This window comes from Pseudomonas sp. NPDC090233, assembly GCF_044772285.1.
In the GTDB taxonomy this organism is placed as follows: Bacteria; Pseudomonadota; Gammaproteobacteria; order Pseudomonadales; family Pseudomonadaceae; genus Aquipseudomonas.
This window is the reverse complement of the sequence record NZ_JBIVYQ010000003.1, coordinates 159,535-183,364: the sequence shown is the minus strand read 5'-3', so window position 1 is coordinate 183,364 and position 23,830 is coordinate 159,535. Positions and strand designations below refer to the sequence as shown.

21 protein-coding genes are annotated in these 23,830 nt (G+C 63.7%); 7 read left to right on the top strand and 14 right to left on the bottom strand.

The annotated features are described in order from the left end of the window. The first annotated feature begins 6 nt into the window (after positions 1-6). Positions 7-693, top strand: coding sequence for an extensin family protein (locus ACIQUF_RS08960; RefSeq protein ID WP_403130686.1), 687 nt, complete (start codon positions 7-9; stop codon positions 691-693). 2 nt (positions 694-695) lie between these two features. Here the strand turns inward: ACIQUF_RS08960 and ACIQUF_RS08955 are convergent, their stop codons facing one another. Further along, positions 696-1,316 (bottom strand): energy transducer TonB, encoded by a 621-nt coding sequence (locus ACIQUF_RS08955; protein ID WP_403130683.1) that lies wholly within the window; start codon positions 1,314-1,316, stop codon positions 696-698. A gap of 107 nt (positions 1,317-1,423) precedes the next feature. Between ACIQUF_RS08955 and ACIQUF_RS08950 the strand changes: the two genes are divergently transcribed. Next, entirely contained in the window at positions 1,424-2,206 is a 783-nt protein-coding gene (locus ACIQUF_RS08950; RefSeq protein ID WP_403131387.1) for a class I SAM-dependent methyltransferase, read from the top strand. Positions 2,207-2,312: 106 nt separating this feature from the next. Here ACIQUF_RS08950 and ACIQUF_RS08945 read toward each other — a convergent pair whose 3' ends face one another. Continuing rightward, positions 2,313-2,954: a TetR/AcrR family transcriptional regulator gene (locus ACIQUF_RS08945; protein ID WP_403131386.1), complete on the bottom strand. Its 642-nt coding sequence runs from the start codon at positions 2,952-2,954 to the stop codon at positions 2,313-2,315. Between the two features lie 169 nt (positions 2,955-3,123). Here ACIQUF_RS08945 and ACIQUF_RS08940 point away from each other — a divergent pair, with 169 nt between their 5' ends. Both ACIQUF_RS08940 and ACIQUF_RS08935 read left to right on the top strand, forming a co-directional pair. Next, the gene (locus tag ACIQUF_RS08940; protein ID WP_400803007.1) at positions 3,124-4,224 is read left to right on the top strand and encodes an efflux RND transporter periplasmic adaptor subunit; all 1,101 of its coding nucleotides are present in this window, start codon (positions 3,124-3,126) and stop codon (positions 4,222-4,224) included. A gap of 6 nt (positions 4,225-4,230) precedes the next feature. After that, positions 4,231-7,296 (top strand): efflux RND transporter permease subunit, encoded by a 3,066-nt coding sequence (locus ACIQUF_RS08935; protein WP_403130681.1) that lies wholly within the window; start codon positions 4,231-4,233, stop codon positions 7,294-7,296. A 139-nt stretch (positions 7,297-7,435) separates the two neighbouring features. On the opposite strand, the gene ACIQUF_RS08930 is transcribed toward ACIQUF_RS08935, so the two are convergent. The 4 genes from ACIQUF_RS08930 to plsB all read right to left on the bottom strand — a co-directional run bounded on the left by ACIQUF_RS08930 (position 7,436) and on the right by plsB (position 11,953). Then, entirely contained in the window at positions 7,436-8,125 is a 690-nt protein-coding gene (locus ACIQUF_RS08930; RefSeq protein WP_403130679.1) for a DUF4197 domain-containing protein, read from the bottom strand. 33 nt (positions 8,126-8,158) lie between these two features. Beyond that, positions 8,159-8,557 carry a YbaY family lipoprotein gene (locus ACIQUF_RS08925; RefSeq protein ID WP_403130677.1) on the bottom strand — a complete coding sequence of 133 codons (399 nt, stop codon included), beginning with the start codon at positions 8,555-8,557 and terminating at the stop codon, positions 8,159-8,161. Positions 8,558-8,630: 73 nt separating this feature from the next. Then, positions 8,631-9,386, bottom strand: a complete 756-nt coding sequence (locus tag ACIQUF_RS08920; RefSeq protein WP_403130675.1) for a hypothetical protein — start codon at positions 9,384-9,386, stop codon at positions 8,631-8,633. Between the two features lie 80 nt (positions 9,387-9,466). Continuing rightward, entirely contained in the window at positions 9,467-11,953 is a 2,487-nt protein-coding gene (gene plsB, locus ACIQUF_RS08915) for a glycerol-3-phosphate 1-O-acyltransferase PlsB (RefSeq protein ID WP_403130673.1), read from the bottom strand. Positions 11,954-12,184: 231 nt separating this feature from the next. Here plsB and ACIQUF_RS08910 point away from each other — a divergent pair, with 231 nt between their 5' ends. Beyond that, the gene (locus tag ACIQUF_RS08910; RefSeq protein ID WP_403130671.1) at positions 12,185-12,394 is read left to right on the top strand and encodes a cold-shock protein; all 210 of its coding nucleotides are present in this window, start codon (positions 12,185-12,187) and stop codon (positions 12,392-12,394) included. Positions 12,395-12,459: 65 nt separating this feature from the next. Here the strand turns inward: ACIQUF_RS08910 and ACIQUF_RS08905 are convergent, their stop codons facing one another. From ACIQUF_RS08905 to ACIQUF_RS08890, 4 genes are all read right to left on the bottom strand, one after another. Further along, positions 12,460-12,837 (bottom strand): hypothetical protein, encoded by a 378-nt coding sequence (locus ACIQUF_RS08905; RefSeq protein WP_403130669.1) that lies wholly within the window; start codon positions 12,835-12,837, stop codon positions 12,460-12,462. Positions 12,838-12,854: 17 nt separating this feature from the next. Beyond that, positions 12,855-13,667 carry a putative RNA methyltransferase gene (locus ACIQUF_RS08900; RefSeq protein ID WP_403130667.1) on the bottom strand — a complete coding sequence of 271 codons (813 nt, stop codon included), beginning with the start codon at positions 13,665-13,667 and terminating at the stop codon, positions 12,855-12,857. Next, positions 13,667-14,818, bottom strand: coding sequence for a succinyl-diaminopimelate desuccinylase (gene dapE / locus ACIQUF_RS08895; protein ID WP_403130665.1), 1,152 nt, complete (start codon positions 14,816-14,818; stop codon positions 13,667-13,669). The genes ACIQUF_RS08900 and dapE overlap by 1 nt, the downstream gene beginning before the upstream one ends. Before the next feature lie 85 nt (positions 14,819-14,903). Continuing rightward, complete coding sequence (locus tag ACIQUF_RS08890; protein WP_403130663.1) at positions 14,904-17,495, bottom strand: glycosyltransferase; 2,592 nt, start codon at positions 17,493-17,495, stop codon at positions 14,904-14,906. A 118-nt stretch (positions 17,496-17,613) separates the two neighbouring features. Between ACIQUF_RS08890 and tcdA the strand changes: the two genes are divergently transcribed. Continuing rightward, entirely contained in the window at positions 17,614-18,423 is an 810-nt protein-coding gene (gene tcdA / locus ACIQUF_RS08885; RefSeq protein ID WP_403130661.1) for a tRNA cyclic N6-threonylcarbamoyladenosine(37) synthase TcdA, read from the top strand. Between the two features lie 120 nt (positions 18,424-18,543). Here the strand turns inward: tcdA and ACIQUF_RS08880 are convergent, their stop codons facing one another. The 4 genes from ACIQUF_RS08880 to ACIQUF_RS08865 all read right to left on the bottom strand — a co-directional run bounded on the left by ACIQUF_RS08880 (position 18,544) and on the right by ACIQUF_RS08865 (position 21,652). Beyond that, entirely contained in the window at positions 18,544-18,954 is a 411-nt protein-coding gene (locus tag ACIQUF_RS08880; RefSeq protein WP_403130660.1) for a SufE family protein, read from the bottom strand. Then, positions 18,951-20,156, bottom strand: coding sequence for a cysteine desulfurase (locus ACIQUF_RS08875; protein ID WP_403130657.1), 1,206 nt, complete (start codon positions 20,154-20,156; stop codon positions 18,951-18,953). Before ACIQUF_RS08875 ends, ACIQUF_RS08880 begins: the two co-directional genes overlap by 4 nt. An 82-nt stretch (positions 20,157-20,238) precedes the next feature. Continuing rightward, positions 20,239-21,273: a 2,3,4,5-tetrahydropyridine-2,6-dicarboxylate N-succinyltransferase gene (dapD, locus tag ACIQUF_RS08870; protein ID WP_403130655.1), complete on the bottom strand. Its 1,035-nt coding sequence runs from the start codon at positions 21,271-21,273 to the stop codon at positions 20,239-20,241. A 31-nt stretch (positions 21,274-21,304) separates the two neighbouring features. Beyond that, positions 21,305-21,652 (bottom strand): ArsC family reductase, encoded by a 348-nt coding sequence (locus ACIQUF_RS08865; protein WP_403131385.1) that lies wholly within the window; start codon positions 21,650-21,652, stop codon positions 21,305-21,307. Between the two features lie 497 nt (positions 21,653-22,149). Here ACIQUF_RS08865 and ACIQUF_RS08860 point away from each other — a divergent pair, with 497 nt between their 5' ends. Continuing rightward, entirely contained in the window at positions 22,150-23,796 is a 1,647-nt protein-coding gene (locus ACIQUF_RS08860; RefSeq protein ID WP_403130652.1) for a Na+/H+ antiporter, read from the top strand. The last annotated feature ends 34 nt before the right edge of the window (positions 23,797-23,830 follow it).

Sequence of the window (23,830 nt, the reverse complement as noted above, 5' to 3'; positions counted from 1 at the left end):
GGCAGCGTGCGCGCACTGGCCCTGCTGTTCGGCCTGCTGGTCCTCGCAGGTTTGCTCTGGTATTCGGGCTGGCGTCTGCCGGATGCCTGGAATCCTTGGGCGGCGCTGGATGTGCGCCAGCCCCCAAACCTGCTGACCCCCTACAAGCTGTCGCGTCTACGTGATGACCCGCGTTTGTGCCGCGAGGCGCTGGAGGCCAGCCAATTACGTTTCAGGGCGCAAGCCGACAGCCCCGCATCGGCCAAGTGCCCATTGCAGAACGTCTGGCGCATAGAGCAGGGCGATGCGCGCTTGAGCAGCAGCTTTCTGGCCAGCTGCCCGTTGGCGGTCGCTTATGCGCTGTTCGAGAATCACGGCCTGCAACCGGTGGCGCGGCGCGTATTGGGTCAAGCCGTGGCGCAAGTCGATCACTTGGGCAGTTTCGCCTGCCGCAACGTCTATAACCGCAAGCAAGGTCGGCTCAGCCAGCACGCCACGGCCAATGCCCTGGATATCAGCGGCTTTCGTCTACAGGATGGCCAACGCATCGTGCTGGCGCGGGACTGGCAGGCCGGTGGGCAGAAGGCGCAATTCTTGCGCGAGGTGCAGCAGGCTGCGTGCGAAAGTTTCAGTACGGTGCTGGGCCCGGATTACAATGCGGCGCACCACAATCATTTTCATCTGGACATGGGGCGCTGGCAGATCTGCCGCTGACCTCAGGCGTGGACGCGGACGTTGTTCAGCACCACTGGGCGTGCCCAGTGCATGTCGAATTCCAGGTCGTTTTGCTGTTTGGCCAGGGTCGCTTCATCGAACGGCTCCGGCGCAGGGTCGAGCAGGTTCATCTCGAACTCGGCGATGGGCAGGTGCAGTGGGCGCGGAGAAGGCCCGGGGCCTGGTTCGCCGACAGGCTGGCCCTGGCTCATGACCACCGGGCGCAGCCAGGTGTTGCTGATATCGAGCTGGCGCTGTTGCTGGATCATCTCGGCGGCGCTGAAGGGCTCCGGAGCGGGCTCCAGCAGGTTGGCTTCTAGCTCGGCCTTGGGCAGGAACAATGGCTCGGGCGGTGCGACGATGGTGTCTTGCACGGGGCAGGCGCGCTGGGCGTCGATCAGCGCCAAGGCCCTGGCCCCGCCAATCGGTTCGCCGCTGTCCTGGTCGTACTGCTCCAGCGCCTGGCTGACACTGTCGGGCTCTACCGCTTGTTGCTCAGCCATGGCGCGGGCAAAGAAATCCTGCCACAGGTGGCTGACGCCCCCGAGTGCCTGGGTATTCTGCCGACCGTAGTTGCCGACGGGCGACAGGTAGGTCAAGCCGATGGGAAGAGTATCTGTCATGGCAGTCGCGCGCGTTGTGCTCTGGCAGAATAGCGGGATATTGCCTGTATCGGCCGTGGTCGATAATTCATTAAGGGCGTCATCAATATTTTCGAGTGCGGGACGTGATGGAAGAGCAAGAGCTGGGCACAGGGCTGAGAGTCGAGGCGCTGGCGCCGGAGTACGCGGAGCAGGCTGCCGCATGGGCTGAGCGGCTGAGCTTGCCGCTGAACGATGAGCGTGCCGGCTTTGCCGTGCAGATCGGCGCAGACGGCCTGCAGATCCAGCAGTTGGGGCCGCAGGCACCGGGGCCGGTGCGGGTTGATTTCGTCGAGGGCGAGGCGGCGCATCGGCGCCAGTTTGGCGGTGGCAACGGGCAGATGATAGCCAAGGCGGTCGGTATCGCTCAAGGCGTGCGCCCCCAGGTGCTGGATGCCACGGCGGGCTTGGGCAAGGACGCGTTCGTGTTGGCCAGCCTGGGTTGCCAGATGACCCTGATCGAGCGTCAGCCGCTGATTGCGGCGTTGCTGGAAGACGGCCTGGCGCGGGCCAGCGCCGATCACGAAGTGGGGCCAATCGTCGCTCGCATGCGCTTGCTCACTGGCAACGCTATCGAACGCATGCGCGCCTGGGAGGGCGAGCCGCCGCAGGTGATTTACCTTGACCCGATGTTCCCGCACCGTGACAAGAGCGCGCTGGTGAAGAAGGAGATGCGGGTGTTCCGGCCGTTGGTCGGTGATGACCTGGATGCTCCGGCGTTGCTGGAAGCAGCCCTGGCGCTGGCCAGCCACCGGGTGGTGGTGAAGCGGCCGCGCAAGGCGCCGATCATCGAGGGGCCGAAGCCCAGCCATAGCCTGGAAGGCAAGTCGAGTCGGTATGACATTTATCCGAAGAAAGCCCTGAAGGCTTGATGTTGCCAGTGCGGGCCTCATCGCGGATGAATCCGCTCCTACAGGCACACCCTCGCCGTAGGAGCGGATTCATCCGCGATGAGGCCCGCACAGTTAACCAAAAACTTCAGGCCTGGAACGCCCGAACAAACACCCCCACCACCTCACGCACATGCGCCTCTGCCTCGTCACCTTCAAGCGGCCCCGCACACCCTAGCAGCAACCGATAATCCGGCGCCCCTTTGACCAGGCAGAAGAAGTGCTCCGCCGCTCGCAGCGGATTGTCGATGCGCAGCAATCCCCTCTCAGCCACCCCGCGCAGCAGTGCTTCCATCCCCGCCAGCACGCGCTTCGGGCCAGCCTCATAGAAGAACTCGCCAAAGCCCGGATCCTGGCTCCCCAGCGCCATGATCAGACGGCTCAACTTGACCGCCTCATCACTGCTGATCAACGCCTGAAAGCCCCGGGCGATATTGAGCAGCACGTCTTCCACAGGCGCGCCCTCCGGGTACTCGAACATCAGGTCCGGCAACTGGTTCTGGCAGGTCGCCATGACCGCCGAGCCGAACAGCGTCTGCTTGTCGGTGAAGTGGCTGTACACCGTGAGTTTTGAAACACCTGCCGCCGCAGCGACCGCATCCATGCTGGTGTTGGCATAGCCAAGGCTGAGGAACAGCGTCTTGGCTGCTTCGAGGATCGCCTCGCGCTTGGCCAGGTCCTTGGGGCGACCTGGGCCGCTGGGTGCGTCGTTGGGCATGGGAGTCCGCATCTGGGTGAGGGGGCGCACATCTTACCGGGTCGGCGGCTTTCCGGCGTCAGAGAATGGCCCATGGCTAATGTTGATTTTCTTTCCGACGCTGGCTTCCCGGCTTCGGTTCCCTGACTTAATATACTCGCCAGTATAAATATTCGATGCGCTCGTCGCGAAAGGATTCATCATGTTGCGTCATGCCTTGTCCCTCGCCCTGCCTGCCGCTGCCGTGCTGTTCCTGGCAGCCTGCGGCCAGGAAGCCACCGCCCCGGCGGCGCCGCGTCCGGCGCTGGTGGTCCAGCCGCAGCCGGCCGCAGCGGCCGCCGACAGCTACCCGGGTGAGGTGCGTGCGCGCCTGGAGCCGGAGCTTGCGTTCCGCATTGCGGGCAAGGTCAGCAAGCGCCTGGTCGAGGAGGGGCAGCGGGTCAAGGCCGAGCAGCCCCTGGCCGAGCTCGACCCGCAGGACGTGCGCCTGCAATTGGAAGCCAACCGTGCTCAGCTGGCAGCCGCCGAGGCCAACCTGGCGCTGGTGCGCGCCGAGCGTGATCGCTACCAGAAGCTGCTCGACCGGCAGATGGTCAGCCACTCCCTCTACGACAATGCGGAAAACCTTTACCGCGCCGGCCTGGCGCGCCTGAAGCAGGCCAAGGCCGAATTCGACGTGGCCGGCAACCAGGCCGAATACGCCGTGCTGCGAGCACCCCAGGCCGGGGTCATCGCCAAGCGCCAGGTCGAGGTCGGCCAGGTGGTCGCCGCCGGGCAGACGGTGTTCACCCTGGCCGCCGACGGCGAGCGGGAAGTGGTCATCGGCCTGCCAGAGCAGCAGTTCGCCCGCTTCGCCGTGGGCCAGGAAGTCAGCGTCGAGCTGTGGTCGCACGGCAACGAGCGCTTCCCGGGGCGTATCCGTGAGCTGTCGCCGGCGGCCGACCCGCGCTCGCGCACGTTCGCCGCACGCATCGCCTTCACCTCGGCCAAGGTGCCAGCGGACATTGGTCAGAGCGCACGCGTGTTCATCGCCCACGATGGGCTGATCCCATTGGCCGTGCCGCTGTCGGCGGTCACTGCCGAGAACGGCCAGGCCTATGTCTGGCGAGTCAACCCGGAGCGTCGCCTTGAGCGTGTCACGGTGCGCCTGGGGGCTTATGGCACGGACAGTGTGCCGGTGCTGGAAGGGTTGAACCCTGGCGACTGGGTGGTCGCCGCTGGCGGCCATGTGCTGCGCGAAGGACAGGAGGTGCGACCTGTGGATCGCACCAACCGTGTGGTGAACCTGACGGCCAAGGAGTAAGTCCCGATGGGTTTCAACCTTTCCGCCTGGGCGCTGCGCAATCGCCAGATCGTGCTGTTCCTGATGATCCTGCTGGCTGCCATTGGCGCCATGTCTTACACCAAGCTCGGCCAGAGCGAGGACCCGCCGTTCACTTTCAAGGCCATGGTCATCCGTACCCTGTGGCCGGGCGCCACGGCCGAGGAAGTGTCGCGCCAGGTCACCGAACGCATCGAGAAGAAGCTGATGGAGACCGGCGAGTACGAGAAAATCGTCTCGTTCTCACGCCCCGGCGAATCGCAGGTGACCTTCATGGCCCGCGATTCGCTGCATTCCAAGGACATCCCCGAGTTGTGGTACCAGATCCGCAAGAAGGTCGCGGACATTCGCCACACCTTGCCCCCGGAAATCCAGGGGCCGTTCTTCAATGACGAGTTCGGTACCACCTTCGGCAATATCTATGCGCTGACCGGCGCCGGCTTCGACTACGCGGTGCTCAAGGATTACGCCGACCGCATCCAGATCCAGCTGCAGCGGGTCAAGGACGTAGGCAAGGTCGAGCTGGTCGGCCTGCAGGACGAAAAAATCTGGATCGAACTGTCCAACCTCAAGCTGGCCACCCTCGGCGTGCCGTTGCAGGCCGTGCAGCAAGCCCTGCGTGAGCAGAACGCGGTGAGCACCGCCGGGTTTTTCGAAACCCCCAGCGAGCGTTTGCAGTTGAGGGTCAGCGGGCAGTTCGACAGCGTCGAACAGATTCGCCAGTTCCCCATCCGCGTCGGTGATCGCACGTTCCGCATCGGTGACGTCGCCGACGTGCACCGTGGTTTCAACGACCCGCCCGCGCCGCGCATGCGCTTCATGGGCGAGGACGCGATTGGCCTGGCCGTGTCGATGAAGGACGGCGGTGACATCCTGGTGCTGGGCAAGGCCCTGGAGGGTGAGTTCGAGCGCCTGGCGCGCAACCTGCCGGCCGGCATGGAACTGCGCAAGGTGTCCGACCAGCCGGCGGCGGTCAAGGCGGGTGTCGGCGAGTTCGTCCAGGTGCTGGTCGAGGCGCTGATCATCGTGCTGCTGGTGAGTTTCTTCTCGCTGGGCCTGCGCACCGGCCTGGTGGTGGCCCTGGCCATTCCGCTGGTGCTGGCCATGACGTTTGCCGCCATGCATTACTTCGGCATCGGCCTGCACAAGATTTCGCTCGGTGCGCTGGTGTTGGCCTTGGGCCTGCTAGTGGACGACGCGATCATTGCCGTGGAGATGATGGCGATCAAGATGGAGCAGGGCTACGACCGGCTCAAGGCAGCCAGCTACGCCTGGACCAGCACGGCGTTCCCGATGCTCACGGGCACCTTGATCACCGCTGCCGGCTTTCTGCCGATTGCCACGGCGGCGTCGAGCACCGGCGAATACACCCGCTCGATCTTCCAGGTGGTGACCATCGCGCTGCTGACCTCGTGGGTCGCGGCAGTGGTGTTCGTTCCTTACCTGGGTGAACGGCTGCTGCCGGATCTGGCCAAATTGCCTGCCAAGCGCCACGGTAGCGACGGGCAGGCCCCAGACCCGTATGCCACACCTTTCTACCAGCGTGTGCGACGCGTGGTGGAGTGGTGCGTGCGGCGGCGCAAAACTGTCATCCTGCTGACCATCGCGGCCTTCGTCGGCAGCATCCTGTTGTTCCGCTTCGTGCCCCAGCAATTCTTCCCGGCCTCCGGGCGACCGGAGCTGATGGTCGACCTCAAGCTGGCCGAAGGGGCATCGCTGGCCAACACGGCCGAGCGGGTCAAGCAGCTGGAGGCACTGCTCAAGCAGCAGGAAGGCATCGACAACTATGTGGCCTACGTCGGCACTGGCTCGCCTCGCTTCTACCTGCCCCTCGACCAACAACTGCCCGCTGCCAGCTTCGCCCAGTTCGTCGTGCTGGCCAAGTCGATGGAGGACCGCGAGCGCTTGCGCAGCTGGCTGATTAACACGGTCGATCAGCAGTTCCCCGACCTGCGCGCACGCGTCACGCGCCTGGAGAACGGCCCGCCCGTGGGTTACCCGGTGCAGTTCAGGGTAACCGGCGAACATATCGAGAAAGCCCGCGCCCTGGCCCGTGAAGTGGCGGACAAGGTGCGTGAAAACCCGCATGTGGTGAACGTCCATCTGGACTGGGAAGAACCCAGCAAGGCAGTGTTCCTGACGATCGACCAGGACCGCGCCCGAGCGCTTGGCGTCAGCACCGCGCATTTGTCCAGCTTCCTGCAAAGCTCGCTGACCGGCACCACGGTCAGCCAATACCGCGAGGACAACGAGCTGATCGAAATCCTCCTGCGTGGCACGCAGAAAGAACGCGGCGAACTGGGCAGCCTCGGCAGCCTGGCGCTGCCCACCGACAATGGCCAGAGCGTGGCGCTGTCGCAGGTGGCGACTCTGGAATATGGCTTCGAGGAAGGCATCATCTGGCACCGCAACCGACTGCCGACGGTGACCGTGCGCGCCGACATTTACGACAAGCAGCAGCCAGCGACCCTGGTGCGGCAGATCGAGCCGACCTTGAGTGAAATCAAGGCCAGGCTGCCGGATGGCTACCTGCTGGAAGTGGGCGGCACCGTCGAGGATTCCGAGCGGGGGCAGAAGTCGGTGAATGCCGGCATGCCGCTGTTCATCGTGGTGGTGTTGAGCTTGCTGATGATCCAGTTGCGCAGTTTCTCGCGCACGGTGATGGTGTTCCTCACCGCGCCCCTGGGGCTGATCGGCGTAACGCTGTTCCTGCTGGTGTTCCGCCAGCCATTCGGCTTCGTCGCCATGCTCGGGACCATTGCTCTGGCGGGGATGATCATGCGCAACTCGGTGATCCTGGTGGACCAGATCGAACAGGACATCGCTTCGGGGCTGGACCGTTGGCAGGCCATTATTGAAGCCACGGTGCGGCGCTTCCGGCCGATCGTGCTGACCGCGCTGGCGGCGGTGCTGGCGATGATTCCGCTGTCGCGCAGCGTGTTCTACGGGCCGATGGCAGTGGCGATCATGGGCGGGTTGATCGTGGCCACGGTGTTGACGCTACTGTTCCTGCCGGCGTTGTATGCGGCGTGGTTCCGGGTCAAGAAAGGCTGAAAATTGCAGGGGAGGGCGTTGCCCTCCATTCGCGGGCGGTCCGACGTCTCGGCAAGCCCGCTCCCACAGGATTATCTGAGGCCTCTGTGGGAGCGGGCTTGCCCCGCGAATGGGGCGCAAAAGCGCCCCCCCCAGGCCATCAAAGGGTGCCGAACACCTTCTTGGCCAGGCTGGTAGCTGCCTGGGCCGGGTTCTGGCGAATGCCCTGTTCCTGCTTGGCGATCATTTCGAACAGGCCATCCAGGGCCTTTTCGGTCACATAGCTTTCGACGTTGGCGCTCTTCGCGTCACCCAACCCCAGGGCTGAGGCCTGGCCGGCAAAGTTGTTGTATTGCTGGACCACGCCCACCTTGTCGGTCGCGGCCTTGACGATCGGCAGGAATTTCGCGCGAATCTGCTCGCGGCTGCTCTTGTTCAGGTACTGCGTGGCCGAATCATCGCCCCCGCTGAGAATGCCTTTGGCGTCGGTCACGCTCATGTTCTTCACCGCATCCACCAGGATCGCCTGGGCTTGCGGTACCGCCGCCTCGGCGGCCTTGTTCATGCTGTCTTCCAGGGCCGTGACCTGGTCACCTTTGCCAAACATCTTCATGGCCTTGGCGGCCTTGCCGAGGTTACCTGGCAGTTCGATGCGCACGTCCGGGTTGTTGCTGAAACCACCTGGGGTGCTCAGTTGCTTGACGGCGACCTGGGCACCTTGGGTCAGAGCATCTTTCAGGCCGCCGGTGGCGTCCTTCTGGGTCAGGTCGCCCAGTGACAGGGCCAGGGCGCTGGCGGACAGCAGCAGGCCGGCGCACAGGGTGGTGAAGCGCAGGGAGGAGCGAATCATGAAATGTTCCCTTTCAACAGAAGTAGGCGGATGTCAGCGTACGGGATCGACTTTGATCCGTACCCGCTGTGCGTCGCTGCCATCGAGCTTGACGCCGTGGTGTTCGGTGTTGATGAACAGCAGCTTGCCGTCCAGTTCGATGCGCGCGCTGACCGCGTAGCGGTGGCCGGGCTTGACCTGGGCCGGGTCGTAGGTGAGGTGGAACGGCAGCGGCACGTTGCCTTTGACCGGGCCGGCCTGGCGCGCCAGGGTCACGGCGGGGGCGTCCATCAGCGACACGTCCTGCAGTTCCACGCTCAGGGTGGCGGCGGGCGGCAGGGCGATGCGCTGCAGGTAGAAGACTTCGCCATCCAGGCTGGCCTGGGTCGACGGGGTGTGGCTGGAGCAGGCTGCGAGCAGGGATGCGCAACACAGCATTACGAGCTTTTTCATGGAATCTCCGGTGTCCTTGGGGTTGGCTTGTGGCCAACCCCAGGGACTTTAGCGGATTTTTCCGGTCGGGTGGTTAGTGCGATTGATCGGTATCTGCGCGGAGCGTCAGTTCGATCGAGCTGAGATCCGGAGGGGACGCCAGGTCAGGGTAGTCAATGGAGCGACCGGCGCAGACCGATTCAGCGCGATGATCGTAGACAAACGCGCTGATACTCAGTATTTGTCCAGAAGGGAAAGTATTGCTGTCGAAAGCAAGCGCAAAGTTTACCGTAGGCTGGTTGGCGGCTGCTTGGTACTCGGCAATGTTGCTGGAGTATTGGTTGCTTTCGCCATCTTCCTGAACGAGATACAAGCCGACTTGCAATGTCGCATCAGCATGCTGACAGTTGGGCGGAATATTCACGCTACCGTGCAAGGTGTGCATGGACGTTGTCCCTGGCTCTTTCCCCGGGTCATTGTGGGGAAATGCGCTGGTGGGTTGCAGGATGAGTTCAAACGGGGCGTGGTCTTTGGTGTCGTTCAAATCGATGTTCGCCTGCACATTGGCGATGATCGTTTCGTCACCCGTGTAGGGCGTGCACTCTGCCATCAGCGCCAACGCCCGTGAAGCCTCCACCACTTTGCGGGGGACCGAGAGGTGAAAGGTAACAGGAGAGCCGCTGGCCTGCAGGCTAAGTGTCGAAAACACCTGCTTGTCGGACCTTGCAAACAATTTGACGTCGATGCGTGGCGCGCCGACTCCGTGGCTTTCCTGATAGTTCGGCAGCGCTGGGCTGACGACGGTGCCAACTATTTCGATGGTGTCATTTGTGCTTGGGGAATGTGCCATGTTGCGACTCCTTAAGAGGGATTCAGGGTGCAGCAGTGCTTATCCTGATCCCCCTCAAGGGCTCGCTGCAGAATGAAGGCCTACCCTTGCACGGTATCCATCGGCTCGTCGCGGTGCAGTGCGACCTGGCGGATCGACAGCCGCAACTCGGCAGACAGCACGCGCTTGGCCACGCCCTCGGCCAGTTCTCCCAGTTTGTCGTGGTAGCCCAGCCTGCCATTGCTGTCCGGGCGCAGCACGCCCTGCTCGATCAGGGTCTGGATGAAGTGGCGGAACAGGGTCTTGTCGAAGAACTCCGGGGCATTGAGACCGTGCAGGATCGAAAGTCGTTGAGCCATCATCACGCACAGGTCTTCCAGTTCTTCGGCGCTGAGGGTGTTCTGCCCACTGTTGAGCAGCAGCGAAGTGGCCATGTAGAAACGTTGCAACGTCTGGGTGATGGAGCGGGCCAGCAGGGTCAGCAGGACGAATTGGCGCGAACTCGGAGCCGGGCGTATATAGCTGTCTTGTTCCTGGCGTAGCAGCCCCTGTTCGACCAGCGCGGCCAGCCACTGGTCGATCACCTCGTCCAGCTGCTCGGGTGACCAGCGCAGGAATAGCTCGGCCTGCAGGTATGGGTAGAGTGCATGCACGTACTGGCCGAGCAGTTCACGGTTCATCCGCGAGCTGCTGTGGAAGAAGCTCGCCAACAGCGCCGGCAAGGCAAAGATGTGCAGCACATTGTTGCGGTAATAGGTCATCAATACCGCGTTTGCTTCATCCAGGTAGAGGATGCGGCCAAGTGCGTCCTTCTGCTCGGCGAGCAGGTCCATGCTCCTGACGTGTTCGATCAGCGCCTTGCCGTCACCGTCCGGCAAGGTCGTGTGTTCGGAATAGGGCACCTTGCGCAGCAACGCCAGGTACAGGTCGAGCACGCGGGTCAATGCACTTTCGTCCAGCGCCAGGCGGCTGGTGGACAGCAGCGCCAGCGCCACCAGGTTGACCGGGTTGACCGCCGCCGCTTCGTTGAGGTGGCGGGCCACGGTTTCGCCCAGGCGGGTAGTGGTTTCGTTGAGCCAGGCCGGGCGGAACTGCGGGCCCAGTTCCTGCTCGCGCCAACCGGGTTGCTGCTGATCGAGGAAGCCTGCCAGGCGGATGGGCTCGCCAAAGTTGACGTAGACCTGGCCGAAGCGCTGCTTCAGGGCACCGATGACCTTGAAGATGTCGAAGATCGACTCTTTTTTCTTGCTGGCCCCGCGCAGTTCACCCAGGTAGGTACGGCCTTCCAATACCCGCTCGTAGCCGATGTACACCGGCACGAAGACGATCGGCGTGCGCGATGAGCGAAGGAAGCTGCGCAGGGTGATCGCCAGCATCCCGGTGCGCGGCTGCAGCATGCGCCCTGTACGCGAGCGCCCGCCCTCGACGAAGTATTCGACCGGAAAGCCCTTGGTGAACAACGTGTGCAGGTATTCGTTGAACACCGCGGTGTACAGCGGGTTGCCCTTGAACGTGCGGCGCATGAAGAAAGCGCCGCCACGGCGCAGCAGGCCGCCGATCACCGGCATGTTGAGGTTGATGCCGGCGGCGATGTGCGGCGGCGTCAGGCCATTGCGGAACAGCAGGTAGGACAGCAGCAGATAGTCGATGTGGCTGCGGTGGCAGGGGACGTAGATCACTTCGTGACCCGGTGCGATGCCCTGCACTTGCTCGATGTGGTTGACCTTGATGCCGTCGTAGATCTTGTTCCAGAACCAGCTGAGCACCACTTCGAGGAAGCGGATGGCGGTGTAGGTGTAGTCCGAGGCGATCTCGTTGCCGTAGCGCAGGGCCTGAGCCTCGGCCTTGGCAAGCGGCATGTTTTCCCGCTGCGCTTCGTCACTGATGGCTTGGCGCACCATCGGCGCATGCACCAGGCCCTTGACCAGGTTGCGCCGGTGCGAAATATCAGGGCCGATCACTGCGGTCTTGAGGTTGCGGAAATGCACGCGCATCAGGCGCTGGGCCATGCGCACGGTACGTTCGTGGCCTTTGTTGTGCTGCACCAGCTCGCGTACGTGGATCGGTGCGGAAAACTGCACGCGGGTCTTGCGCCCGAGGATCAGGATGGTCAACAGCCGGCGCAGGCGCCCGGTGACTGCCCAGCTGTCGGCGAACAGCAGCTTCCACGGGCTGGATTCGCTGGCCGGGGTCTGGCCCCAGAACACGCTGACCGGGATGATCTGCGCGTCTTCTTCGGGGTGCTGGTTGACCGCGCCGATAACCCGCTCAAGGGTTGGCGGCGCGCCGCGCTTGTCGTGGCGGCCGAGCCAGTCGGGGTCGGGGGTGAGGTAGAAGAAGCCGGCAGGTTCGTGCAGCGAGCCGACCGCCACCGGCAATACCGGGCGCGGCAGCCCCGCTTTGGTGCATTCATGGTCGAGCACGGCCAGGTCGGTGAGCGACGGCGAAGGCAGGGCGTAGAACACCGGGCGGCTGCGGTCGAGCTGCAGGCGCATGGCGGACTGATTGATGGTCTCGGAGCGCACCCACAGGTACAACAGGCGACGCAAAGCGCCGAAGATCAAGCGGCGCAGGGGAGAACGGGTCATGGGGTGTGTGCCCTGAGGGTAATTATTAGTGAGTGTGCAATCAGTTAGTCTGCCGTATCTGCGTAAGTTCAGCAAAAACCTGCAAATGGCGCGGCGGTCATGAAAAATCTTTGTTCTGTGTCATATACTCGGCCTGCCCCTTGCAGGATATTTCGGCAAGCGGCGTCGGCGCAGGGAGGAAACCCTGTGTCTGCAAGGCGATCTTCACAATAAAAATCCGGAGTAGTTCAGATGTCGTCTCGTGAGACTGGGAATGTAAAGTGGTTCAACGATGCCAAAGGCTTTGGCTTCATTCAGCGCGAAGGTGGTGCGGATGTGTTCGTCCACTATCGGGCGATCCGCGGTGAGGGGCATCGTACCCTGGTCGAAGGGCAGCGGGTCGAGTACTCCTGCGTGCAGGGCCAGAAAGGCCTGCAAGCCGAGGATGTAATCGGGCTCTGAGCCTCATGTGATAAGCCTCAAGCTGCAAGTTGACCGTGTGACTTGCAGCCTGATGCATACCCGTTTCAGCTAGTGCGCCAGGTGATTTCCTCTTCACCGTCGGCGCTGATGCGGACCCAACGGTCGGCATCTTCTTCGCCATCTTCCTCGACCCAGCCACCCGGTGCGCAGCGTACCTCGACGCCCAATGCGGCGAACGCGGCGCGGGCACAGGCGATGTCATCGTCCCATGGAGTCTGGTCGCTTTCCAGGAACAGACTGTTCCATTTTCCTACAGCCTTGGGTAACCAAGTGACCGGAATGTTACCGGCCTTGCATTTGAAGGTCTGGCCTTTCTGCTGCCATTCGCTGCACGGGCCGATTGCTTCGCCCAGCCACTGGGCAATCTGCTTGTGGTCGACGTCGGCGTCCTTCAGGTAAATCTCGATATCAGGTTGGCGCATAAGGGCTCCGGGTGTGCTCAGTCTTGGCGCACGAAATAGTCATAACGCATGGATACCGTGACCTCGAACGGTTCGGGCTGGTCGATCACCTGGGCGCGCTTCTCGGCGCTGGCACGCCAGCCGTGCGGGGTCATCGCCAGCAGGTCGGCGCGGGCCTTGGGCTGGGCCAGGCTCAGGCGGAACTCGAGAATTTCGCCGTGGGCGTGGACCATGCCCTCCGGAACCAGTGCCAGGTGCTTGTCGTCGGCGTAGGGGCGTACTTCATCGTAGAGCACTTCGCGCAGTTCCATCAGGTGGCCGCTGGTCGGGCCGACCCGCATCAGGCCGCCGCCTGGGCTGAGCAGGCGCCTGGCCTCGGCCCAGTCCAGCGGGCTGAACACGCTGGCGATGAACTGGCAGCTGGCGTCGGCCAGCGGCACGCGGGCCATGCTGGCGACCATCCAGGTGACAGCAGGATCACGGCGGCAGGCACGCTTGACGGCTTCGCGCGAGATATCCAGGGCATAGCCGTCAGCCTGTGGCAGCGCCTGGGCCAGTTGCGCGGTGTAATAACCTTCGCCGCAGCCGATGTCGAGCCAGGCGCCGGGCTGGCGTTCGGCGGCCAGTTCCGCCAGGCGGCGGGCCACCGGGGCGTAGTGGCCGGCGTCGAGAAACTCGCGACGTGCTTCGACCATGGCCTGGTTGTCGCCCGGGTCGCGGCTGTTCTTGTGCTGCACCGGCAGCAGATTCAGGTAACCCTGGCGGGCACGGTCGAAGCGGTGGCCGGCCGGGCACACCACGCCGTTGTCGAGCCGCGTCAGGGCCGCCTGGCAGAGAGGGCAGGCGAGCATCAGGCGAGCAACCGGACCAGGGTCTGGTAGTAGATCTCGGTCAGCAGGTCGAGGTCGCTGGCCAGGATGCGTTCGTCGACCTGGTGAATGGTCGCATTGACCGGGCCCAGCTCGACCACCTGAGTACCCATGGTGGCGATGAAGCGGCCGTCCGAGGTGCCACCGCTGGTGGACGCTTGGGTATCGCGGCCGGTAACGCCCTTGATGCTCGCCGACACGGCATCGAGCAGTTCACCCGGTTCGGTCAGGAACGGCAGGCCCGACAGCGCCCAGTCGATCGACCAGTCCAGCTGGTGCTTGTCGAGGATGGCCGACACCCGTGCCTGCAGGCCTTCGACCGTCGACTCGGTGGAGAAGCGGAAGTTGAACAGCGCAGTCAGGTCGCCCGGCACCACGTTGGTGGCGCCGGTGCCGGAATTGAGGTTGGAGATCTGGAAGCTGGTCGGCGGGAAGAACGCGTTGCCTTCGTCCCAGTGCTCGGCGGCCAGCTCCGCCAGTGCGGGCGCGGCCAGGTGAATCGGGTTGCGCGCCAGGTGCGGGTAAGCCACGTGGCCCTGTTTGCCGCGTACGGTCAGCTTGGCGCCGAGCGAGCCACGGCGGCCGTTCTTGACCACGTCACCGAGCAAGGTGGTGCTCGACGGTTCGCCGACGATGCACCAGTCCAGGCGCTCATTGCGCGCGACCAGGCGCTCGACCACCGCCTTGGTGCCGTGATGGGCCGGGCCTTCTTCGTCGCTGGTGATCAGGAAGGCGACCTTGCCGCGGTGGTTCGGGTAGTCCTGCACGAAGCGCTCGCTGGCCACCACCATGCAGGCCAGGCTGCCTTTCATGTCGGCCGCGCCACGGCCACAGAGCATGCCGTCGGCATCGATCAGCGCCTCGAACGGCTCATGCTGCCACTGCTGCACCGGGCCGGTGGGGACCACGTCGGTGTGGCCGGCGAAACACAGCACCGGGCCTTCCTGGCTGCCATGGGTGGCCCAGAAGTTGTCGACGTCCTCGATGCGCATCGGTTCGAGCTGAAAGCCCACGGCGCCCAGGCGATTCATCATCTGCGCCTGGCAGTCGGCATCGACGGGGGTGACCGAGGGGCGACGAATCAGGTCGCAGGCCAGTTGAAGGGTAGGCGAGAGCTCGGCTGGGGCCGTCATGGGGAACTCCGGGGCAAGGCAAGGCGGAAAAACGAGGGGCGTTATCTTATATCAAAGCAAGGGGCCGCGCAGCGGCCCCTGTGTATCAGGTCGCCTGGGCTTCGACCTCGCGCTCACTTGGCTTGGGCAGTGAAGACAGAAACGCCATCACCAACGCGGCCAGGTACGGCAGCGACTGCACCAGCAGCATGACCACCCAGAAGCGCATGTCCGAGCTCGGCAGCCCTTGCACCAGATAGATGCCGGCCGCAGCGCCCCACAGCAGCAGCATGATGAACAACTCTTCCCGCGCTTCGGAAATCGCCACCAGCAAGCCGTGGCTGTCGGCATTCTTCGGTGTGCGGAAGAACGGCATGCTGCTGGTGAAGAACCCATACAGCACCGCCTTGGCGATGGTGTGCGACAGCGCCAGCCCCGCCAACGCAGCAGCGAAGGCGTCCTTGAGGTTGACCCCCACCGCCCGTCGGTAGAGGAAGATGATCTTGCCGACCTTGAAGAAGAACAGCGCCAGCGGCGGGATGGCGAAGATCATCAGCGGCGGGTCGACCCGGTGCGGCACGATGATCATCGCCGCCGACCACAGCAGTGCGCCGACGGTGAAGAAAATGTTCATGCCATCGGCGACCCACGGCAGCCAGCCGGCCAGGAAGTGATAGCGCTGGCCCCGGGTCAGCTCGCTGCCCTTGCCGCGCAGCAGAGCGGCGGCGTGGTGCTTGATGATCTGGATCGCGCCGTACGCCCAGCGGAAACGCTGCTTCTTGAAGTCGATGAAGGTGTCGGGCATCAGGCCCTTGCCATAGCTGTTGTGGGCGTAGGCGGCCGACAGGCCTTTTTCGAAGACGCGCAGGCCCAGCTCGGCATCTTCGCAGATGCACCATTCGGCCCAGCCCAGCTCTTCCAGGACCGTGCGTCGGGTCATGGTCATGGTGCCGTGCTGGATGATCGCGTCACGGTCGTTGCGGGTGACCATGCCGATATGGAAAAAGCCCTTGTACTCGCTGTAGCAGAGCTTCTTGAAAGCGCATTCGTGCTGGTCGCGGTAGTCCTGCGGCGATTGCACCACGGCGATTTTCGGGTCGGCGAAGTGCGGCACCATGTGCTTGAGCCAGTTGCGGTCGACGCAGTAGTCCGAGTCGATCACTGCGATCACTTCGGCATCCTTGGCGGTGTGCGGCAGCAGGTAGTTCAGCGCACCGCCCTTGAAGCCGGCCAGCGGCGCGACGTGGAAAAACTTGAAGCGCTCGCCGAGTTTCTCGCAGTGGGCCTTGAGCGGCTCCCACACGGCCGGGTCCTTGGTGTTGTTGTCGATCACCAGCACTTCATAATCGGGGTAGTCCAGCGCGGCGAGGGCGTCGAGGGTCTGTTTGACCATTTCTGGCGGCTCGTTGTAGCACGGCACATGCACCGAGACCTTGGGTCGGTAGGCGCTGTCGCCTTGCACCGGCAGGAACTCCCGGCGGCGCTTGTGAATCCACACCGCCTCGGCCAGTTCGTGGGCTTCGGTCAGCAGCACGATGAACACGCCCAGCGCGCCAAGCGCCAGCAATACGCCCACGGTCAGGCTGAACCAGGTGCTGTATTGCTGGCTGTAGTCGTAGGCGATCCATACCAGTACCGACCCGCACAGGAAGGTAATGAACGTCAGGAACGTACGGCCGCGCTGGCGCAGGGCCGAGCCGTCGATGAACAGCACCATCAGCGCGATCATCGCCAGTACCACCGAGGCCACTGCCAGGGCACGCCATTGCGGGATTGCCACCACGGGGCCTTCGAAGTTGAATTTCTGCTGGCGCTCGGCGTTGTAGACGCCCCAATAGGCGCCCACCGAGCCTTCGTCACTGGCCTTCCACGGCTGGTCATAGGCTTCGATGACGAAGTAGTTGTAACCGCGCCGGTTGAGGGTGTTGACCAGGGTGCGCAAGTAGATGGCCTGGTCCGCCTGGGTGGCATCGGCACCACCGCGCATGCGGCCATTGCTCGGCCAGCCGACTTCCGAAAGCAGCAGTGGTTTGCGTGGGAATTGCTGTTTCAGCTCCCGCGCGCGATCGAGCACGAACTCGACCGAATCCTTCATGGGCACGAATTCCCAGTAAGGCAGGATGTGCGCGGCAATCAGGTCGACATGCTTGGCAATTTCCGGATTTTCCTTCCAGATATGCCATTGCTCACTGGTGGTGACCGGCACCTTGACCGCTGCACGTACCCGGTCCAGGTACTTGATCAGATTTTCGGGCGTGACCTCTTCACGGAACAACGCCTCGTTGCCGACCACCACCCGTACCACGCTACGCGAGGTGTTGGCGAGCTGGATGGCCGTGGCGATTTCACGTTCGTTGCGCTCCAGGTCCGGACTGATCCAGATCCCCAGCGTCACCCGCAGGCCAAGCTCTTCTGCCAGGCGCGGGATGTCCGCTTGGGTGCCTTCCACGGTGTAGATACGGACGCTGTCGGTCAGTTTGCTCAGTTGCTCCAGGTCCTGGCGCATCTCGTCATCGCTGGGGTACTGGCCCTTTTGCGGGCTCTCGCCGAGGCGGAACGGCGAATACGAGAAGCCAGAGATCTGCTCGGGCCAGGCGGGGGCGGATACCGGGCGGTTGACCAGCGCCCAGAACCCAGTGAACAACGCGGCGATGGCCAGAACCACCACCAGGTTCAAGCCGAATTTTCGTGAAGACATGGTCGTCCAAATCTGAAAAGCGATAGGACATTAAAGCAGGGTTCGTAGTCTCTTTCCTAACGATGGAGGCCGTGCGCCCACTGGCCTATAATGCGTGCCGGTTTTTTGAGGTATGAACATGAGCACAGAAGATCCACGCTTCGCCGGCGTCGCCCGGCTCTATGGCGACCAGGGGCTGCAGCGCCTGAGCCAGGCCCATGTGGCGGTCGTCGGCATCGGTGGAGTCGGCTCGTGGGCGGCTGAGGCGTTGACGCGCAGTGGCGTGGGTGAGATCACCCTGTTCGATCTGGATGACGTCTGTGTCAGCAACACCAACCGCCAGGCCCATGCCTTGGAAGGCCAGGTAGGGCGGCCGAAGGTCGAGGTGATGGCCGAGCGCTTGCGGGCGATCAACCCTGCGTGCACGGTGCACGCGGTGGCCGATTTCGTCACTCGCGAGACTATGGCCGAGTACATCACCGAAGAGATGGATGCAGTGATCGACTGCATCGACAGCGTGATGGCCAAAGCCGCGCTGATCGCCTGGTGCCGGCGACGCAAGATCGCCGTGGTCACCACCGGCGGCGCTGGGGGGCAGATCGACCCGACGCAGATCCAGGTCGGCGACCTCAACAAGACCTTCAACGACCCGCTGGCGTCACGCGTGCGCTCGACCTTGCGCCGTGATTACAACTTCTCCCGTAATGTCAGCCGCAACTATGGCGTGCCGTGCGTGTTCTCCAGCGAACAGCTGCGCTACCCCAAGGGCGATGGCAGCGTGTGTTTGCAGAAGAGCTTCGTCGGTGAGGGCGTGCGCCTGGACTGCTCGGGGGGCTTTGGCGCGGTGATGATGGTTACCGCGACCTTTGGCATGGTGGCGGCCAGCAAGGCGATCGAAAAACTGGTGGCCGGCGCGCGGCGGCCGTCGGAGCGGGTCAAGCCTGAGTAAGGCATAACTCATTGATTCAGCAGGTTCCTGTAGGAGCGGCTTCAGCCGCGAGCACCGGCGCAGCCGGTGCCAGCCACCGCGTCGCCTGCTTCGCGGCTAAAGCCACTCCCACATACTGATTCAACTGACTGCAACCAGCTCCGCCATCCGCTGCAACACCGCATGCAACCCATTGCTGCGCGATGGCGACAATTGCCGCTCCAGTCCCAGACGGGTAAACCACTCACGCACATCCAGCTGCGCCAGTTGATTGCTGTCAAGCCCTTGCACCCGCACCAACAACAACGCCAGCAGCCCGCGCAACAACCGCGCATCGCTGCCGGCCTTGAACCGCCATTGCCCCTCCCGCTGCTCAGCCACCAGCCACACCAGGCTTTCACAGCCGTGGACGCGATTGTTCTCGGACTTTTCCGCATCGCTCAGCGGCTCCAGGCGATCACCCATCTGCATCAGCAGCCGCGCACGCTGTTCCCAGCCGCGGGCCTGTTCGAAATGCTCCAGGGCTTCCTGGGCGGAAATCGGCAGGCTCACCGCAGCAGCTCCAGACCTTGATCGAGTGCGTCGAAGAAGCGCTGCAGGTCGTCGCTGTCGTTGTACAGCCCCAGCGACACCCGAATAGCGCCCTCCAAACCAAGCCCTCTGAGCAACGGCATGGCGCAGTGATGGCCGGCACGCACGGCGATGCCTTGCTCGGTCAGCAGATGAGCGATGTCGGCGTTGTGCACACCCTCGATGACGAAACTGGCCAGGGCCGCTTGCGGCGTGCCCAGGATCCGCACGCCATCACGGTCAGCCAGCCCGCGCAGCAGATGCTGATGCAGGCTGGATTCGTGGTTTTCGACTGCGATGGCATCGAGACTGGCCAGATAATCGAGGGTCGCTCCCAGGCCGATCACCCCGGCGATCGGTGGTGTGCCCGCCTCGAAGCCCAGTGGGGCGGGGCGGAAGCTGGCGCTCTGGTAATCAGCCAATTGCACCATCTCACCGCCAAACTGCCAGTGGCGCAGCAGCGCCAGCGCCTGAGGTCGACCATAAAGCACGCCGACTCCTTCCGGGCCGTACAGCTTGTGGCTGGAGAACACGTAGAAGTCACAACCCAACTGCTGCACATCGTGGCGGCCATGCACCACCCCTTGAGCGCCATCGACCACGGTCAGTGCGCCCTGGGCGCGGGCATGGGCCAGCAAGGCCGGCAGGGGTTGCCAGGTACCGAGCACATTGGACAACTGGCTGACGGCCAGCACCCGTGTGCGCGGGCCAATCAGCTGCAGGGCTGCGTTGAGGTCGATGCTGCCAAGTGCGTTCACGGGGAGCACCACCAGGCGCAAATTGCGCCGCTGTGCCAGTTGCTGCCAGGGCAGCAGGTTGGCGTGATGCTCCAGCGCGCTGACTGCAATTTCGTCACCGGCCTCGAAGCGATGTTCCAGGCCATAGGCCAGCAGGTTCAGCGCCGAGGTAGCGCCGTGGGTGAAGATGATCTGCTGCGATTGCCCGGCATTGAGCCAAGCGGCAACCTTGTCGCGGCTGGTCTCGAACGCCTGGGTCGCCATCGCGCCGGGCAAGTGCTGGGCACGGTGCACATTGGCCGCGCCGTGGCCGTAATAGTGGCTCAGGGCATCGATCAGGGCCTGGGGTTTCTGGGTGGTGGCGGCGCTGTCCAGGTACGTCTGGTGCTGCCGTTGCAGAGCGGCGATGGCGGGGAAATCGGCACGCCAGGGGGAGGGCTGGAACATGATCACGGGGCCTGGAATGAAAATCGGGTCTGGCGTGAGTGCGCCAGACCCGATCTTAACACTTCGAACCCGCGGGGAGTTCTCAGTTGTGGGCGTGCAGCGCCTCGTTCAGCTCGATCGCCGATTTGTGCGTCTTGCACTCGACGGCGCCGTTCAGCGAGTTGCGGCGGAACAGCAGGTCGGTCTGGCCGGCCAGGTCACGGGCTTTTACCACCTTGACCAGTTCGTTGTTCTCGTCGAGCAGGTTCACCTTGGTGCCAGCGGTGATGTACAGGCCGGCTTCGACGGTGTTGCGGTCGCCCAGCGGAATGCCGATACCGGCGTTGGCGCCGATCAGGCAGCCTTCGCCAACCTTGATCACGATGTTGCCGCCGCCGGACAGGGTGCCCATGGTCGAGCAGCCGCCGCCCAGGTCCGAACCCTTGCCAACGAAGACGCCCGCCGAAACGCGGCCTTCGATCATGCCTGGGCCTTCGGTGCCGGCGTTAAAGTTGACGAAGCCTTCGTGCATGATGGTGGTGCCTTCGCCGATGTAGGCGCCCAGGCGCACACGGGCGGTGTCGGCGATACGCACGCCGGCAGGGACTACGTAGTCGGTCATCTTCGGGAACTTGTCCACCGAGAACACTTCAAGCAGCTCGCCCTTCAGGCGCGCTTCCAGTTGCAGCTCGGCCAGCTCGGCCAGGTCGACCGCGCCCTGGTTGGTCCAGGCGACGTTCGGCAGCAGCGGGAAGATACCGGCCAGGCTCAGGCCGTGCGGCTTGACCAGGCGGTGCGACAGCAGGTGCAGCTTGAGGTAGGCCTCTGGGGTCGAGCTCAGGGCCGCGTCTTCGGCCAGCAGGGTGGCGACCAGCGGCTTGTGGCTTTCGGCCAGACGGGTCAGCAGGGCCGCCTGGGCGCCATCGACGCCTTTCAGGGCTTCGGCCAGTTGCGCGGCTTGGCCGTTGCTGAAGCTGATGGCCTGGTTGCCGCCTTCATAGCCGAGGATCGGCGCAACGGCGGCGACCAGCTCGGCGCTCGGCTTGAGCAGTGGTTGTGCGTAGAACACTTCCAGCCAGGTGCCCTGGCGGTTCTGGGAGCCGACACCGAAGGCCAGGCTGAACAGGGTATTGGACATGTGATTACCTCGTGCGAAATAGGGTAGGGGCTCAGGCCAGCGCGGCGGCGTACTGGTCTGGCTTGAAGCCGACCAGGGTGCGCGTGCCAAGGTCGAGCACCGGGCGCTTGATCATCGACGGCTGGGCCAGCATCAATTCGACGGCTTTGGCCTGGTCGAGGTCGGCTTTGCTGGCGTCGTCGAGCTTGCGGAACGTGGTGCCGGCACGGTTGAGGATGACTTCCCAGCCGTGTTCGTCGCACCAGCGGTTCAGGCTGTCACGGTCGATGCCTTGGGTCTTGTAGTCGTGGAATTCGTAGGCGATGGCTTTGTCTTCGAGCCAGGTACGCGCCTTTTTCATGGTATCGCAGGCTTTGATGCCGTAGAGCGTGTAGGTCATTGTGTGCATTGAGGCCACAGGCTGCCCCAATCTCTCCATGTTCGAATGTCAGTCGCGGGATTATGCGGGAACGATGGGTCGAGCGCCACGGGTGTGCATGTGTTGAGGTTTGCGGCGCTTATGCGATCGAGCGCCGTCCGCGCGGCGCATCGCGGATGAATCCGCTCCTACAGGGCGGCGGCAGCGCCAGCCGAGAAATCGTGTCGTGCCAACAAGGCTGGCAACTATGGCCTATCAGGCCATGGCACGTTGCAACAAATGTAGGAGCGGATTCATCCGCGATGCGCCGCGCGGGCGGCGCTCGATCGCAAACGCGCCACAGGGCTCAAGACATGCACCTGCCAGCCCTTGCTATGTATCATCATGTTACATTTTCAGCCGCCGCCTGCGACTATCGTGCAGCGGTTTCAATTCATCCGTCCCAGCTAACATATTGTTTCAATGGCGATCATTCCGCCCATGCTGTCGTTTCAGGTTCACAAAGGAAGCCCTCCCGGATGCAGTCAGCCTATACCGTCCTCATCCTGCTGACGCTGGTAAGCGTGTCGAAACTGGTTGGGCGAGTGGTCCCGCTCCCCTTGCCATTGGTGCAAATCGCCGCTGGCGCCTTGCTGGCCTGGCCCACGCTTGGGCTGCACGTGGCCTTGGACCCTGAACTGTTCCTTTTCCTGTTCCTGCCGCCGCTGCTGTTTGCCGACGGCTGGCGTATCCCCAAGCGTGAGCTGTGGCGCATTCGCGGGCCGGTGGTGGCCCTGGCCGTAGGGTTGGTGCTGTTCACCGTGGTCGGTGCTGGCTATTTCATCCACTGGCTGCTGCCGAACATCCCACTACCGGTGGCTTTCGCCCTTGCCGCCGTGTTGTCGCCAACCGACGCCGTGGCGGTCTCGGCCATTGCTCAGGATCGCCTGCCCACCCCGCTGATGCACATGCTCCAGGGCGAGGCGCTGATGAACGACGCCTCGGGCCTGGTGACCTTCAAGTTCGCCCTGGCAGCGGCCATCACCGGCGTGTTTTCGCTGGCCGACGCCAGCTTCAGTTTTGTCCTGGTCGCCCTCGGCGGCCTGGCGGTGGGCGTCGCATTGAGTTGGCTGATCGGCCGGCTGCGCACTTGGATGATCGCCCGTGGTTGGGATGATCCGGCCACCCATGTGGTGTTCATGCTGCTGCTGCCGTTCGCCGCCTACGTATTGGCTGAACGCCTGGGCGTGTCGGGCATTCTTTCGGCGGTGGCGGCCGGCATGATGCAGAGTTGGCTCGATCTGCTGCCGCGCCAGACCAGTACCCGCTTGCTCAATCGCAGTGTCTGGTCGCTCCTGGAGTTCGCGTTCAACGGCCTGATCTTCCTGCTTCTGGGCTTGCAACTGCCCGACATCATCAAGGCCGTGGTCAGCCACGAGGCAACCGTGTGGCCAACCTTGGCCTGGCGCTGTCTGGATGTGCTGGCGATCTTCGCGGCATTGATCCTGCTGCGTTTCGTTTGGGTTCAGAGCATCTGGCGGGCGATCGGCGTGGTGCGTCGCTGGCGCGGCAAGCCGGCGCTGGTGCTGATGCCCACCGCGCGCTCCTGCTGGTTGCTGACCTTGGGCGGTGTACGCGGTGCTGTGACCCTGGCGGGGGTGATGTCGGTGCCCTTGCTGATCGGTGCGGGTCAGGCGTTCCCTGAGCGTGACTTGCTCATTTTCATCGCCGCTGGGGTGATTCTGTTGTCGTTGATCAGTGCCTGTATCGCGTTGCCCATACTGCTGCGCGGTGTCACCAGAAGCCCGGATGAACGGCTGCATCAGGAAGTGCAGGAAGCCTGGCGGCGTACGGTGGAGGCCGCAATCCACGCGCTTGAGGCAGAGGAGGTTGTCGATGCCAGTGCGCCGCAGGATGCAGCTCAAGCGACCATGGCTACCGAGCTCAAGGCCAGATTGATGGCGGAGTATCGGGATGAGCTGGACAGTTTCAACGACACTGCCGAAGCCAGAGCCCTGGCTGAACAGATGGATTTGCTCGAACGCCGCTTACGCCTGCGTGCGCTGCGGGCGCAGCGGCTGGAACTCTATAATCTTCATCGCCAGCATGAAGTGGGTGATGAGGTGGTGCGGCAGGTGCTGGGGGAGTTGGATATGAGTGAGGCCAACCTCGGGGCGGTCAAGTAGGTCGGCGATGTAGCCGAGACGTCAGACCGCCCGC